Annotated in this window: 13 protein-coding genes and 1 riboswitch; of the genes, 1 reads left to right on the forward strand and 12 read right to left on the reverse strand. The window is 41.4% G+C overall.

Annotated features, from left to right (window positions below):
• Nucleotides 1-25: 25 nt before the first annotated feature.
• From ACS604_RS08850 to ACS604_RS08870, 5 genes are all read right to left on the reverse strand, one after another.
• Nucleotides 26-601 carry a TMEM165/GDT1 family protein gene (locus ACS604_RS08850; protein ID WP_174741964.1) on the reverse strand — a complete coding sequence of 192 codons (576 nt, stop codon included), beginning with the start codon at nucleotides 599-601 and terminating at the stop codon, nucleotides 26-28.
• A 15-nt stretch (nucleotides 602-616) separates the two neighbouring features.
• A riboswitch (yybP-ykoY riboswitch) is annotated at nucleotides 617-802 on the reverse strand.
• A 28-nt stretch (nucleotides 803-830) separates the two neighbouring features.
• Entirely contained in the window at nucleotides 831-1109 is a 279-nt protein-coding gene (locus tag ACS604_RS08855; protein WP_174741962.1) for a hypothetical protein, read from the reverse strand.
• Nucleotides 1110-1254: 145 nt separating this feature from the next.
• A complete protein-coding gene (locus tag ACS604_RS08860) occupies nucleotides 1255-3237 on the reverse strand; it encodes a 2-oxo acid dehydrogenase subunit E2 (protein ID WP_474771303.1) in 1983 nt (660 codons plus the stop codon).
• A gap of 2 nt (nucleotides 3238-3239) precedes the next feature.
• A complete protein-coding gene (gene aceE, locus ACS604_RS08865) occupies nucleotides 3240-5957 on the reverse strand; it encodes a pyruvate dehydrogenase (acetyl-transferring), homodimeric type (protein ID WP_151963766.1) in 2718 nt (905 codons plus the stop codon).
• A 249-nt stretch (nucleotides 5958-6206) separates the two neighbouring features.
• Entirely contained in the window at nucleotides 6207-6899 is a 693-nt protein-coding gene (locus tag ACS604_RS08870; protein ID WP_174729038.1) for a M23 family metallopeptidase, read from the reverse strand.
• A gap of 107 nt (nucleotides 6900-7006) precedes the next feature.
• Here ACS604_RS08870 and ACS604_RS08875 point away from each other — a divergent pair, with 107 nt between their 5' ends.
• Nucleotides 7007-7447, forward strand: coding sequence for a DciA family protein (locus tag ACS604_RS08875; protein ID WP_004790058.1), 441 nt, complete (start codon nucleotides 7007-7009; stop codon nucleotides 7445-7447).
• Between the two features lie 97 nt (nucleotides 7448-7544).
• Here ACS604_RS08875 and lpxC read toward each other — a convergent pair whose 3' ends face one another.
• The 7 genes from lpxC to murG all read right to left on the reverse strand — a co-directional run bounded on the left by lpxC (nucleotide 7545) and on the right by murG (nucleotide 15598).
• On the reverse strand, nucleotides 7545-8447 hold the full coding sequence (gene lpxC, locus ACS604_RS08880) for a UDP-3-O-acyl-N-acetylglucosamine deacetylase (protein WP_004790060.1): 903 nt from the start codon (nucleotides 8445-8447) through the stop codon (nucleotides 7545-7547).
• A gap of 110 nt (nucleotides 8448-8557) precedes the next feature.
• Nucleotides 8558-9733, reverse strand: coding sequence for a cell division protein FtsZ (gene ftsZ, locus ACS604_RS08885; RefSeq protein WP_004790062.1), 1176 nt, complete (start codon nucleotides 9731-9733; stop codon nucleotides 8558-8560).
• Nucleotides 9734-9897: 164 nt separating this feature from the next.
• Nucleotides 9898-11160, reverse strand: a complete 1263-nt coding sequence (ftsA, locus tag ACS604_RS08890; RefSeq protein ID WP_004790064.1) for a cell division protein FtsA — start codon at nucleotides 11158-11160, stop codon at nucleotides 9898-9900.
• A 60-nt stretch (nucleotides 11161-11220) separates the two neighbouring features.
• Nucleotides 11221-12075, reverse strand: a complete 855-nt coding sequence (locus tag ACS604_RS08895) for a cell division protein FtsQ/DivIB (RefSeq protein ID WP_004790066.1) — start codon at nucleotides 12073-12075, stop codon at nucleotides 11221-11223.
• 2 nt (nucleotides 12076-12077) lie between these two features.
• The gene (locus tag ACS604_RS08900; RefSeq protein WP_005300616.1) at nucleotides 12078-13004 is read right to left on the reverse strand and encodes a D-alanine--D-alanine ligase; all 927 of its coding nucleotides are present in this window, start codon (nucleotides 13002-13004) and stop codon (nucleotides 12078-12080) included.
• A gap of 36 nt (nucleotides 13005-13040) precedes the next feature.
• Nucleotides 13041-14489, reverse strand: a complete 1449-nt coding sequence (gene murC, locus ACS604_RS08905) for a UDP-N-acetylmuramate--L-alanine ligase (RefSeq protein ID WP_474771306.1) — start codon at nucleotides 14487-14489, stop codon at nucleotides 13041-13043.
• Nucleotides 14490-14500: 11 nt separating this feature from the next.
• On the reverse strand, nucleotides 14501-15598 hold the full coding sequence (gene murG, locus ACS604_RS08910; RefSeq protein WP_174740642.1) for an undecaprenyldiphospho-muramoylpentapeptide beta-N-acetylglucosaminyltransferase: 1098 nt from the start codon (nucleotides 15596-15598) through the stop codon (nucleotides 14501-14503).
• Nucleotides 15599-15806: the final 208 nt, after the last annotated feature.

Raw genomic sequence — 15806 nt, forward strand, 5'->3', positions numbered from 1 at the left:
GTTTTTTATGGTAGCTTTAAATGCTTTAGAAGAAATAATGCTGCACTAAAGTAGAGACACCTACAATTAAGAAAATAGCAGCACCAATTTTATGAATGAGCGAGATAGATAAACGTTCAGCTAATTTATTACCAATAAATACAGCTGGTGCATTGGCAATCATCATACCTAAGGTTGTACCTAGCATAACCCAGAAAATACTGTCATAACGTGCAGCTAAAGCAACTGTCGCAATCTGGGTTTTATCACCAATTTCTGCTAAGAAAAACAGGATAAAGGTTGCACCAAAAACACCAAATTTTTGCCATCTATTAATGCTATCTGTTTCATCATCTAGCTTATCTGGAATAAGCATCCAGAACGCCATACCAATGAAACCACCCGCAAGTACCCAAACTAAAATTTCGGGACTCAACACGGTTGTAATCCACTGCCCAAGCACAGCAGAGATACCATGGTTAATTAAAGTGGCTAAAAGAATCGCAATGAGAATAGGGACTGGCTTACGGAAACGTGCAGACAGTAAAAGGGCCAACAATTGAGTTTTATCACCCATTTCAGCTAGGGCAACAATCGAGGTAGAAATCAGAAATTCTTGCATGTCGTTTCTCTGGCTAGCATAAATGCCCATGACCTACCGCTCCTGCTAGCCAAATATCTGCAGAGTGGTAAATCAAAGGTCTTGCCAACTCGGAAACGATGAGACGTTTAAGCTATGATGACCATGTTCTGTTGAACAATTATGTTGATCATCACCTATTCATTCAGAAATGAATAGCGGCTACTCCCCAATGAAGTATGTGCTCATTATATTCGAGCAGTGCTATTTTTCAAACAAAAAATTTTATCCATGCCCATACTAATAGCCTCCCCAAGCCTAATAGTAAAGCTAAACAGATACTTAAGTTAATAAAACCAAAATTGTTAATGCCAGCTATATGTTGTGATTGAAATTCAAATGGCAAAATAAGCGTTGCCACAAATACTTCCAAACCGATTGCAACGTAGGTCATCCACTCCCAAGGAAAGTGCAAAAAACTGACCCATAATCCCATCAATAAAAATACAACTAACAGAATCGGCAACATAATTTTTAAAAAATTCACCATTTATTATTTCTCCTTTACCTAAAACGAGAAACTTTTCCTCTCTCGAGCACTCCCTCTTAATCTTTAGATTAACCTAAAATCAATTAAATTAAATACCAAAATAAAACCCCGCCGAAGCGAGGTTTTAATGATTCATTTCAAAATATTAGATTAATAAAGTACGAATATCTTTAAGAAGTTTCGTAAGTTTATTAGTAAATCGAGCGGCATCTGCACCATTAATTACACGGTGGTCATAAGACAACGACAACGGCAACATTAAGCGTGGATCAAAGTCTTTACCATTCCAAACCGGTTGCATCGTTGCAGGTGAAATACCCAAAATCGCAACTTGTGGCCAGTTTACAAGTGGTGTAAACGCTGTACCACCAATTGCGCCTAAGCTTGAAATGGTGAAATTCGCACCTTGTAAGTCTTTCGGTGTTAATTTCTTATCACGTGCTTTTTGACCTAACACACCCAATTCAACTGCAATTTGCTTAATTGATTTTTGGTCTGGGTTACGAAGTACTGGCACAGTTAAACCATCAGGTGTTGCTACCGCAATTCCCATATGAATTTCATTGCGCAAGAGCACTGATTTACCATCATCAGATAGATGACCTGCGAACTCACGCTCTTCTTTCAACAAATACGCAACTGCTTTGATTATGAATGCCATAATCGTCAGGCTGATACCTTCTTTTTTGAAGTTGCCTTTCAGCTCATTACGCCAATCTTCTAACTCAGTAATGTCAGCCAAATCAAACTGGGTGACTTGCGGAATAAAGTTGTTCAACGACAATTGCGGAATTGATACTTGCTGCAAACGCGTCAGCACTTTTTCTTCCACGCCACCAAATGCAGTGAAGTCAGGAAGCTTTGGCAAACCCGAAACCGCTGGTGCAGCCGCAGCAACTGGTGCAGCTTGTGGCGTAGTTAAACGAGTCTTCACATAAGCAAAGATATCTTCTTTAACAACACGGCCATGCTCACCAGAAGTTTTAACTTGTGACAAAATCACACCAAGTTCACGAGCAAGCTTACGTACAGCAGGACCTGCATATACTTTAGCGTTTTCGGCTTCTTGCTCTTTAGTTAACTTGTCACTGCCAGACACTGGAGCAGATGCAGCCTGAGTCGGAGCAGGAGCTGCCGCTTTAGGTGCTGCTGCCTGTGGAGCTGGAGCTACTTCTGCTTTTGCCGCTGGTGCCGCAGCAGGTGCTTGGCCTTCAGCTTCAATTGTTGCAAGCAATATACCTTGTGAAACCTGTTGGCCTGCTTGCAAGTGAATCGCTTTCACAACGCCAGCAACAGTACTTGGAACTTCAACAGTCGCTTTATCTGACTCAACCACAACAAGGCTTTGGTCTACATCAACTTTATCGCCAACTTGTACCAAAATTTCAGCAACAACTGCTTTGTCTACACCCAAATCAGGAACGTTAATATCAACTGGTCCAGATTGAGTAGCAGCCGCAGCTACAGTTTCTTGTTGAACTGGTGCAGGCGCTGCCGCTGGAGCTGCTGTAGAAGCAGGAGCTTCAACTGGCGCACTTGATGCAGACGTTGTTTTCACTTTAATGAGCACAACACCTTCTTTAACTGTATCGCCTTCCTTAACTTGAATGCTTTCTACAGTACCAGCAACACTGCTTGGCACTTCTACAGTTGCTTTGTCAGATTCAACAACAACGATGCTTTGCTCAACATCGATTTGCTCACCAACTTTTACTAAGATTTCACCAACGAGTGCTTTTTCAACACCAATATCAGGAACTTGGACTTCAACCACTTGGCTAGTGGTTGCCGCTGCTGGTTGTGCAGCAGTTGAAGTCTGTTGTACCGCTGCCGGCGCTGCTGTTTGTTCAGCTGCTGGAGCAGGTTTTGCAACTTCTTCTGTTTGAGCTACAGGTGCAGCACCTTTAGCTTCAAGTTCAAACAATACCGTACCTTCAGTTACGCTATCGCCTTCTTTGATTAAGATACTTTTTACCACACCTGCTGAAGTGCTAGGCACTTCAACAGACGCTTTATCTGACTCAAGCAAAACAAGGCTGTCATTTTCAGCAATGCTGTCACCAACTTTTACCAAAATTTCAGCAACAACTGCTTTATCTACACCAATATCAGGGGTCTTAATTTGCATGCTTAGTTCCCCTCACCTGTTTGCGCTTCATTGTATTCAGCAACTGCCTGAACTTCTGGATGTGCTTGTGGAGCCCATGCCACTGGACGATCAGTGTCTAATTCAAAGTTAGAAATTGCATCTTTAACTAAACGTGCATCGACTTCACCTTCGTCAGCTAATTTTTTCAAAGTAGCAACAACGATATGTGCAGCGTCAACACCAAAGAAACTACGTAAGTTAGCACGTGTATCTGAGCGACCATAGCCATCTGTACCCAACGCAACAAATGGGCGACCATCTGGAAGATAAGCACGGATTTGTTCGCTATACGCACGCATATGGTCTGTTGCTGAAACAACAATACCTTCTGTACCACGTAACTGTTTAGATACCCAAGACTCTTTTACTTCTTCAGTAAGTGGGTGTAAGCGGTTGTATTCTTCACATGCCATACCATCACGCGACAATTCATTGAAGCTTGTTACACTCCAAACGTTTGAATGGATTTGATATTCATCACGTAAGATTTTCGCAGCTTTGATCACTTCACGAAGAATTACACCTGAACCAAGTAATTGAACAGTTGCTTTTTCATCTTTTTCGAACAAGTACATACCACGTTTAATGCCTTCCTCAGCGCCTTCAGGCATTGCAGGATGCTCGTAGTTTTCATTCATTACAGTTAGGTAATAGAACACACGCTCTTGGTTCACATACATACGTTGTAAACCGTCATGTACGATTACAGCTAATTCGTAACCGAAACATGGATCATAAGATACGCAGTTTGGAATCGTGTTCGCCAAGATATGTGAATGACCATCTTGGTGCTGTAAACCTTCACCGTTCAATGTGGTACGACCAGCAGTTGCACCTAACAAGAAACCTTGAGCTTGTGCATCGCCCGCAGCCCATGCAATGTCACCAATACGTTGGAAACCAAACATTGAGTAATACATGTACATTGGAATCATTGGCAAGTTATTCGTTGAATAACTTGTTGCCAACGCAGCCCATGCGCTCATGGCACCAGCTTCGTTAATCCCTTCTTGAAGCATGTGACCGTCACTTGCTTCACGGTAATGCATTAACTGTTCTTGGTCTTCTGGGGTATATTTTTGACCGTGAGCAGCATAAATACCAAGCTGACGAAACATACCTTCTAAACCAAATGTACGTGCTTCATCTGGAACGATTGGCACTACGCGGTCTTTAATTGCTTTTTCTTTAAGTAAAGCAGCAATTAAACGAACCATCACCATAGTGGTAGATTGCTCTTTACCACCTGAACCGTTTAATACTGCATCAAATACAGATAATTCAGGAATCGCTAAAATTTCACTCTCTTTACGACGTGCAGGTAGGTAACCACCTAATGCTTCACGACGCGCCTTCATGTACTTCATTTCTGGAGAGTTTTCACTTGGGCGATAGAATGGAAGCTCTTCTAATTTATCATCTGTAAATGGCAGGTTAAAACGGTCACGTACATATTTTAGAGAGTCGATCTGCATTTTTTTGATTTGGTGAGTTTTATTCACCGCTTCAATTTCTTCAGACAAACCATAACCTTTAACAGTTTTCGCAAGAATAACTGTTGGTTGACCTTTGGCTTTCATTGCTTCTGCGTAAGCAGCAAAAACTTTATAAGGGTCATGACCACCACGGTTAAGATTATCGATGTCTTCATCGCTTAAATCTTTTACAAGTTCCGCAGCTTCTGGATACTTGCCAAAGAATTTTTCACGTGTATATGCACCACCTTTCACTTGATAGCGTTGGTATTCACCATCAACAGTTTCTTCCATTACCGCTTTTAAAGCGCCTGTGTTGTCTTTTGCAAGTAGCGGATCCCAATGACGGCCCCATACCACTTTAATGACACGCCAGCCCGCACCACGGAATAAAGATTCCAATTCTTGAATGATTTTACCGTTACCACGTACAGGACCATCTAGACGCTGTAAGTTACAGTTAACAACCCAGATCAAGTTATCAAGTTTTTCACGACCAGCAAGTGAAATTGCACCAGTACTTTCTGGCTCATCCATCTCACCATCGCCAAGATAAGCCCAGACTTTACGATTTTCTTCTTTGATCAAGCCACGGTTCATCAAATACTTTTGAATGTGTGCTTGATAAATTGACATGATTGGACCAAGACCCATTGATACAGTTGGGAATTGCCAATAGTCCGGCATTAAATATGGATGTGGATAGCTTGGTAAACCGTTACCGCCAACTTCACGGCGGAAATTACTTAACTGTTCTTCAGTTAAACGCCCTTCAAGGAATGAACGTGCATAAATACCAGGAGCACAGTGTCCTTGGTAATAAATCATATCTCCGCCAAAGTTATCGCTGTTTGCACGGAAGAAATGGTTAAAACCTACGTCATATAATGTTGCACTTGATGCGAAGCTCGCCAAGTGTCCACCTAAATCATCACCTGTTTTATTCGCACGAAGTACCATTGCTAAGGCATTCCAACGAATCAATGCACGAATACGGCGTTCCATATCTTGGTCGCCTGGCATTGCAGGTTGTTCTTCAACAGAAATTGTATTTAAGTAAGGTGTATTGAGACGTTGAATTGGAACATGCTTAGCAATTGCTTGTTGGTACAGTTTTTCCAATAAGAATGCCGCGCGCTCAGTTCCCATATGTTGTAAAACTGAATCGAATGCATCTTGCCACTCTTGGGTTTCTTGTGCATCGGAGTCACCGTAAAACGCCATAATTCACCTGTTCCTTGTTCTTTAATCTACTATGTATTTTTACCACGTTTTACCCCTCTCTAGTTATTGCCACGGGTGAATGTGAGGGGGGCCTATTATTTTCTGAATGAATAGTCATTGACCGAGCATTAAACAAAATAACAAAAAAACGCCAATAATGGCGTTTTTTTATACAATCTTTACGTTAAAAAAGGTTTAGGCTATTTTCAGATTCATAAATTTAATAACCTTAACTTTTTAACTATGCTTTTAAGGAAGCATCGCCAAGTAAGTAGTTGGATTCTTACGTTGACCATCTTTTACTACTTCGTAGTGCAAATGTGGGCCAGTACAGCGACCAGTACAGCCTACATTGGCAATATGTTCACCAGCAGATACTTGGTCGCCTACACGTACCATTAAACGCGAAGCATGAGCATAACGTGTTAAGTAACCATTACCATGGTTAATTTCAACATATTGACCATAGCCAGTACCCCAGCCAGATTTCGTTACAATACCTGGGCCTGTTGCATAAATTGGCGTGCCACTCGGAGCAGCCATATCTAAACCACCATGATGTTCTGCACGACCACCCATGGTGCGACCACCGAAGTTTGAAGAAACTCGTACAGTATCAGGAAGAGGATGAGAAACTAACCAAGAGTAAGCATTTGAAGAAGAGGTATTAAAAGAATTCTTTGCGCTCGCATTGCCATATTTTTTTGCGAGCGATTCATTGTTGAGCTCAACCGTTTTTTGGCGTAAGGTCACTGAAACTTTCGCACTTGCCGGAAGATCTAAATCATCAGGATGGGTATATGAACCTTGAGATAATGTTTTTGATAGTTGTTCCAATCGATCTGAATCAGTAGATTGGTTAATTGTTTGATAATCTGCAAAAGCAACTGATGCTGCCGAAGCGGCAAGTGAAAACGCTAATAAAATACGACGCGTGTGCATAAAAACCTCTTGAAACTGTTCTTACTCAAGTTCCTTATGATCTCTTCCTTGATATCAATCGAAATGAACGCTTAAGATGAAGACAAGAATCTATCCGAGAATGATCCATGTCTAAACCCGATAACGTTTTTCAACAAACCGGAAAACACATAAAAACAGGAAACCTTACGTTTCTAACAACGCAAGTCGCGCAATGGCAAAGACTTACGAAAATAATCCAACCCTTATTGCCCCAACCGGAACAATGGCAGGTCGTGTGTTATCAAAATGGTTCTTTAATCATTACTGGTGAAAATCAGGCGATGATTAGTCAACTCAGTTATTTACAGAACCAATATGTATCTAAATTATCTCAACTTGAAGGGTTAAAAGACTTACAAAGAATTCAGGTTCGCTTGAGAAATAAAAATACTCCAAATCCACCCTCATCTGAGCCCTCTAAACCCATCCCCCCGGAAACACAAGAAATGTTACGTAGTGCAGCCGACTTTGTGAGCGACCCTAAGCTTAGCCAAGCTTTACTACGTTTGGCAAGCAATAAAAAATAATGAGCTTTCTATTTCTTAATTAGAATCGTTCTTGTTATGTGATAATAATCACACTTTGCAATGTTACAATATAACGTAGCCAAGTAAAGACAATGACTTATGTCACACTGACATATGGAATTGGACATTCATTCTCGTCATTAAATGTTACAATTTCATAATTACTCGGATCACTTTGAACATTGCGTAACAACTGATTATTTAAAGCATGTCCCGATTTATAGCCATCAAACTTGGCAATAATTTGATGACCAAGTAAATACAAATCACCTACTGCATCCAAAATCTTATGTCTCACAAATTCGTCAGCGAAACGTAAGCCTTCTTCGTTCACAACACCTGTGTCATCTACACCAATGGCATTATCTAAACTTGCACCCAAGGCTAAGTTATTTGCTTTGAGGTAATCGAGATCTTTCATAAAACCAAAAGTACGAGCTTCACTGACTTCATATACAAAAGTTTCAGTAGAAAAGTCGATAGTGGCAGATTGATATTCTTTAGCAAATGCCGGATGGTCAAAATCAATTGTAAAATTTAACTGGAAACCATTATGTGGGCTAAAAATCGCTTTTTTATCATCTATTAGTGCTTCAACTGGTTTTAATATTCTTATAAATTTTTTCGGCGCATCCAGCTCACGCAATCCACCCTGCATTAACAGGTAAATAAATGGACCGGCGCTTCCATCCATAATCGGAACTTCGGACGCAGATACCTCAACAATAAGGTTATCAATTCCTAAACCTGCAATTGCGCTCATTACATGCTCAATCGTTCCAACTTTTATATCTCCAATCACTAAATTGGAGCACATAAAAGCTTCTTGAATGAGCAATGCATTTGCATGGATTTCAACGGGTGGGTCTAAATCGATACGACGAAATACAATACCTCCATCCGCGGTATGTGGAATGAAATTGATCATCACTTTTTGACCGCTATGAAGACCTATTCCACTCGCTTTTACCACACGATTGAGAGTACGTTGTTTCACCATGCTTTGTAACTTCTTTTTTAAAACCGCTATACGTTAGCATATTTAGTCATTGATCAAAAACAAAAAAAGGCAGTGTTTAAACACTGCCTTTTTTAAAATTTAATAATTTTTTACTTACGTTGCTGATTTTTCAAGTAATCTTGAATACTCATCGGAGAAGAACGCGGAGAAGAACTTGCGTTGCTGCTCACTTCATTGTCTGCATTTTGACGCTTATTAATAGCAGGAACGTCATCTTCATCAACAGATTGAGCTGCTTGAGACGTTGCATGACTTACTGTATTACGTTTTCTCGGTTCTGCATCTGCTGCATTACGAGTTAAACCAGTTGCAATTACTGTTACACGTAATTCATCACGCGCATCCGGATCAAATACTGTACCGTAGAAAATTTCACCTTCATCAAGGTCAACAATCTGGTTCACAACATCAGTAATGATTTCAGTTTCGCGTAGAGTAATATCATCACCGCCAGTAATGTTAATCAACACACCTTTAGCATTAATAATATTTACGTTATCAAGCAATGGGCTACGAATAGCCTGTTCAGCTGCTTGACGTGCACGATCTTCACCACGACCTAAACCAGCACCCATCATTGCGTAACCACGAGTACTCATTGCAGTTTTCAAATCGGCGAAGTCAAGGTTAATGTGACCACGGTTTACAACAAGGTCAAAGATACTACGTACAGCGTTTAACAATACATCATCAGCTTTTTTATAAGCATCTTTCATTGAAATATCGCCATATACGCTAAGTAAGCGTTGGTTCGGGATAATAATCAATGAATCAACATGTGCTTCAAGCGCTTCAATACCGCGTTCAGCAGATTTTAAACGGCGACGGCCTTCAAAGTTAAATGGAGTTGTTACAACACCAACAGTCAAAATACCCATTTCTTTGGCAACTTCAGCCACGACAGGAGCCGCGCCCGTACCCGTACCACCACCCATACCAGCGGTAACGAACACCATATCCGTACCTTCAAGATGGTGACGAATAATTTCACGGCTTTCTTCTGCTGCAACTTGCCCAACTTCAGGGTTAGCACCAGCACCTAAACCACGCGTACTTTGCTCGCCTAACTGAATTTTGAAAGGTGCATTCATACAGTCTAGTGCTTGTTTGTCTGTATTGGCACAAACGAATTTAACACCTTGAATATCAGACTGCACCATATGTTGAACGGCATTACCGCCACCACCACCTACACCAAATACAGTGAAACGGGCTTGACCGTTGCCATCGTTTAGTTCATCTTCTATAAATTCAAATGAGGCCATGACCTTTAGGGTTCCTAATACATTATGGCAGTCACTTCAGCCCGTATACTGCCTTGATTTTCAAAAATAACTAATTTTAAGAATGCTGTGCAATACAAACCTTGTCAAGTACAGTGGTTTTCTCTTACAACTTCCTAACAATTCTACCAATAAATCCATACATCCTAAAAAATGGCTTTTAGCTTGCTATTAAATGCATTCCAGCCATTTACCATTCGCTCCCATACCGAACGGTCATTTGCCTCTTCAGGCTCTTCAACAGCTTCTTGCAACTCACTTTGGCTAAACATGAGCAAACCAGCTGCTGTTGCATACATCGAACGACGTAATGCTGCCTGATGTTGATCATCAGCATAAACCTGTAACGGCGGATTACCCAAATGGGCAGATACCCCCAACATACGGCGAGCCAAACTCACCATACCTTCGATTTGACAAGCATCCCCTGTCAACACTACACCATGGTATAAACCATGAATTGCACCGCTGTTTTCGAGTTCATCGCGAATCTGGCTAAAGATCTCTTCATAGCGGGCAATAATAATTTCTGACAACTCAATTCGACTAATAGTTTGAGGGCCATCAATTCCTTCTACCTGAATCATGTGATCTGGCTTAACAGCACTTAAATCGACACAACCATATAGAATTTTAATACGCTCAGCTTCTTCTGTTGTAGTTTGCAATACAGCAGCAATATCACGCGTAACGTGCTCACCACCGCGTTGCAATGTACGTGCCAGAGCCAAACGTCCATCTAAATAAACTGCAAGATTGGTAATGCCTGCGCCAATATCGACTAGACAAACACCATACTCTTTTTCATCTTTAAGCAAGCTTGCCTCAGCGGTTGCCAGACAAGATACCACCATTTTTTCAACCCCGATATTTGCACCTTTCATAGCGCGATCAAGGTTTTGCATAGTCGCAATCGGCATCATCATTAACTGATAATGTCCGGTCATACTATGGGCAGTCATGTTAATTGGATTCTGCACCCATTCAGCAGAATCACCTAATTCAAAGCCTAATGGCACTGCACTTGCTAAATAGTAATCAGAAGTCACATGACTTGCTTTTGCCAATTCTAACGCGCGCACGACTTCATTTGTTGTAATAACATGTGCTGGATTAGCAACTGGTGTGCGGCCAGAGGCATAAAAACTTTGCAACTCGGTACTCGGAATCGATACCCATGCGCTATGAATGCGACATTCGGCCATATTTTCCGCTTCAGCGACAGCATTTTTAATCGCAGCGATAACTTTATCGAGGCTTACGATTTTTCCTTTATTCATGCCACGATTGCGAGCAGTTGCCATACCGATAACTTGAATGTTATCCGGCGCATGAATTTTTCCAATCAAAACTGAAACTTTATGCGTCCCAATGTCAATCGCAACAACTGAGGGAACAGCTTCATTCATCACTCATACCATTTCTTTGTTGTTTAATACCAGGCAAATTGCCTATTTTAAAGCCACGTATTATGGCTTTGCTTTTGTTCCACCTGCAATGCTTGTGTCATCAATCGTTACAACAAACTGACCATTCACAATTTTAGGTGGTGTTGCGTTCTTCCATTGAATAGATAATCCATTACGATATCGCAAATCAATGGCTGAGATTTTCGGCCACACTTGTTTTAAGTCAGATTGTGCCAGATGGCTTAAACGTTGCAACTTATTCATTGTTTGATCTTGGTCAACAATAATTCGTAAACCTGAGTCAAACTGCATAAACCAAGTCATTCGCTCCGTCAGATATAACTCTTTTAGACGCAAATTGGCAGGATGGAATAATTGATTGATTTCATTATAGCGTCGCATCATCATTTTCGACTGGCTTACCGGACCATGGAGTAACGGAAGCTCAGGATGAATAGTCGGCTCTGCCTCACTGAATACATCGCCTCCATCGCTTAACAAGCGACCTGTTCCCCAACGGGCGATGGCATGTCGAGGCATGACACGAACACGAATACCATTGGGCCAAGCACGAGAAACGACAACTCGGTCTACCCACGAAATTTCTAATGTTTTATCTCGAATCTGTTCTAAATCAGATGTGAAATAATTCGCTTTTATAATTGGAGCAACATGCTGCATCACTTGTTGGGTTTCAACTGAAGACGTCGATCCCACAACCTCTAGCTTTGCAACTGTTGCATCTGTAATAACTTTATATAGCCCATAAATTCCGACTGCCAGCACTACAAAAGCAATAACCAACAGCACCCATCCACCAGCATTTGCAAGCTTCTGCTTACGTGTAGGTGGTTTATCATGAATAGAGGTGATGGCCGCACGTTTACGGCGCATGGAAGCCGGAAGTTGTGCCATATTTAAGCCGTACCTTCCAATGTTTGCTCAAGAATGGCAACACACAATTCATCAAAACTATAGCCAACAGCTTTCGCAGCTTTTGGAACTAAAGAATGGCTGGTCATACCTGGCACTGTGTTTACTTCTAAAAGCCAGAAATTACCCTGTTCATCCTGCATCGCATCAATACGGCCCCAGCTTTCTGCACCAACTGCCTGAAAAGCACGTAAGCACAATGCTTGAAGATTCTTCTCTTCTGTTTCACTTAGACCGCAAGGAATACCATACTCTACATCATTACGTTGATATTTCGCTTCGTAGTCGTAGAAAGCAACATCTGCTGGTGGTTGTAAACGAATAACCGGTAAAGGCTGACCATTTAGGAATGAGATTGTAAATTCACGACCTGTGATCCACTTTTCTGCCATCACAACAGCATCGTGCTGAGTCGCCTTCTCAATTGCAGCTGCAAAATCTTCTGCTTTCTCAACCTTACTCATGCCCACACTTGAGCCTTCATGTACAGGTTTGATAATGACAGGTAAGCCTAACTCAGCAATCACCGCATCTAAATCTGTTTCTTTAGTAATAATGCGATATGGTGCTGTAGGTAAATCGCTACCTTGCCAGATTTGCTTGGTTTTGACTTTATCCATGCCAATTGCAGAACCTTGCACACCAGTTCCTGTATAAGGCAGATTTAACCATTCAAGCACGCCTTGAATCTGGCCATCTTCACCACCACGACCATGCAATACAATAAATGCACGATCATAATTTACAAGTTCAGTCACACTGCGGTCTTGCGGATCAAATGCTTCAGCCTGAACACCTGAACGCAATAAAGCATCCAGAACTGCCTGACCACTATCTAAAGACACAGCACGCTCAGCCGATTTCCCACCAAATAGCACGGCAACTTTGCCGAATTTTGTAGCATTTGACACGTTTAAATCCTTAACCCGATAATTCAATATTTTTGTTTATTTCACATACAAATGGTGTTGTGCAAGTTCTACTGAAATTGCTCCCACGTTACCCGCACCTTGCGTTAATAACAAGTCATTTGGTTGTAACACATTTTGCATGATGTTTTGTAAATTACCTTCAACCGGATCAACCAAAATCGGTTCCACCTGTCCACGTAAACGAATACTACGCGCTAGAGTACGGCTGTCTGCACCTACAATAGGCTTTTCACCGGCAGGATAAACTTCCAATAATAATAATTGATCGACCTGAGAAAGCACTTCAATAAAGTCATCAAAACAATCGCGGGTACGAGAGTAACGGTGTGGCTGGAATAACATCACCAAACGACGATCTGGATGGCTCTGACGAGCAGCTTTAATAGTTGCTTCTACTTCTTTCGGATGGTGTCCATAGTCATCAACTAACTTAACGCTACCATCGGCAAGCTCAAATTCACCTTGTACTTGGAAGCGACGGCCAACACCACTAAATCCTGCTAAAGCACGACTAATTGCGTCATCAGAAACACCTTCATCAGTCGCAACACCAATCGCAGCCAAAGCATTCAAAATATTATGCATGCCCGGTTGATTAATCGTTAAACGTAGCGGCTCACGACCTTTACGTAACACGGTGAAGTGTGAACGCATACCATCTTGTTCAACGTCAATTGCGCGAATGTCGTTGTCTTCATTAAAACCATAGGTAATTACTGGACGACCTACACGCGGCATAATTTCACGAATGTTGGCGTCATCACCACAAACGACAGCCAAACCATAAAATGGTAAGTTATGAAGGAATTGTACGAACGTATCTTTTAATTTATCAAAGCTACCTTCATAGGTATCCATATGGTCAGCATCAATATTCGTTACAATCGCTGCCATTGGTTGCAAATAAAGGAAAGATGCATCTGATTCATCAGCTTCAGCTACGATGAAACGGCTTTCACCTAATGCAGCATTTACGCCTGTACTGTTAAGTAAACCACCAATCACATAAGTTGGATCAAGGTTTTCTTCAGCCAACATGGTCGTTAAAAGACTTGTGGTTGTCGTTTTACCATGTGTACCCGCTACAGCAATACCATGACGGTAACGCATAAGCTCACCTAGCATCTCTGCGCGGCGTACGATTGGAGTACGTTGCTCAATCGCTGCTTTAATTTCCGGATTTTCTGGATCAATCGCTGTAGAAACTACAAGCACATTGGCATTTTTAATATTTTCCGCTTGATGGCCGATATAAACCTTGATGCCATTTTGCTCTAATTGTTCTGTAGTTTTAGATGCTTTAATGTCTGAACCGGAAATTTTATAACCTTGGTTACCCAATACCTCTGCAATGCCACACATCCCAGCACCGCCGATCCCCACAAAATGAATGTGTTTGATACGGCGCATTTCAGGCACTTTAATCAGTTTTTTTGCTTGGTTCGCAGCTGTTGATGGAGACATAGTAAATCCGATTACATTTTTTGGATAAGATCAACCACATGCTGAGTCGCATTTGGTTGGGCATGTTGACGCGCTTTCACTGCCATTTCTGTAAGTAACTGGCGGTTCATCAGCGAAGTGAACAATTCATTTAGAACATCTGGTGTCATAGTCGATTGCTGACAAATTTTTGCAGCACCGAAATCCGCCAGAAATTTGGCATTTGCAGTTTGATGGTCATCAACTGCTATAGGAAGTGGTACAAAAACTGCGGCCACACCTGCTGTTGCAACTTCTGTTACCGTGAGTGCTCCAGCTCGGCAAATAATTAAATCTGCCTCACTATAAGCCTTTGCCATATCTTCAATAAACGGCAAAACGTGTACAGTTAAATTAGCTGGTGCATCTGCATAGAGTGCTTGAGTTGCCTCAACTTGTTGCTGACCGCACTGGTGAAAAATATTAAGTGGAACTTGTAATTGTTTTAATGCTGGAGGTAAGCGTTCATTGAGTGCTTTGGCACCTAAAGAACCACCAACAATGAGAATATTTAGAGGTTGCCCTGCTTGCGCACGCTCATCATAACGCCACTTTGGGCTTAAAATATCTGTGATTTCATGACGAACAGGATTTCCTGTTGTAACGACTTTTCCACCAGCAGGAAATGTATTTGGAAATGCTTCACACACGACTTTAGCAACACGAGACAACTGCGCATTGGTAAAACCAGCAACCGCATTTTGCTCATGAATAAGTACAGGAATACCAAACAAACGCGCTGCCAAACCACCTGGGCCTGCAACATAACCGCCAAAGCCTGCAACTGCATCAACTTTAAGCTGTTTCATATAACGCATTGCGCTTAAAGTAGCTTTTAAAATTTTAAAAGGTGCGGCAATTTTACGGACTAATCCATTGCCACGAACACCTTGAATATCAATTTGATATATTGGAATATTTTGATCTTTTAATAATCGGTTTTCCATACCTGTTGGCGTGGCTAACCATGAAACCTGACAACCTTGTTGTTGAAGTTTTTTGGCTACGGCGAGGGCTGGAAAAACATGTCCACCTGTACCGGCAGCCATCATCATGACATGTTTAGGTTTGCTTTGCTGTGAATCGGTCACGGTCTAATTCTTCAACTCAAAAAACAATGGAAATTGTCATCTATTTTTGTAGCCGTTTATTTTAATCCTAAAGCTTCATTAACGAAAAGCTAATTTCACTCGTTTATAACAGAAAGATGTGCTTTTTTGAAAATATGCCTACAAAGCTGTGGTGTATTTAGTATTGTTATTTTATTAATTCATATATTTTCAGGTGATTTCCCATAAA

It is taken from the genome of Acinetobacter sp. Li1LvA2 (genome assembly GCF_056156705.1).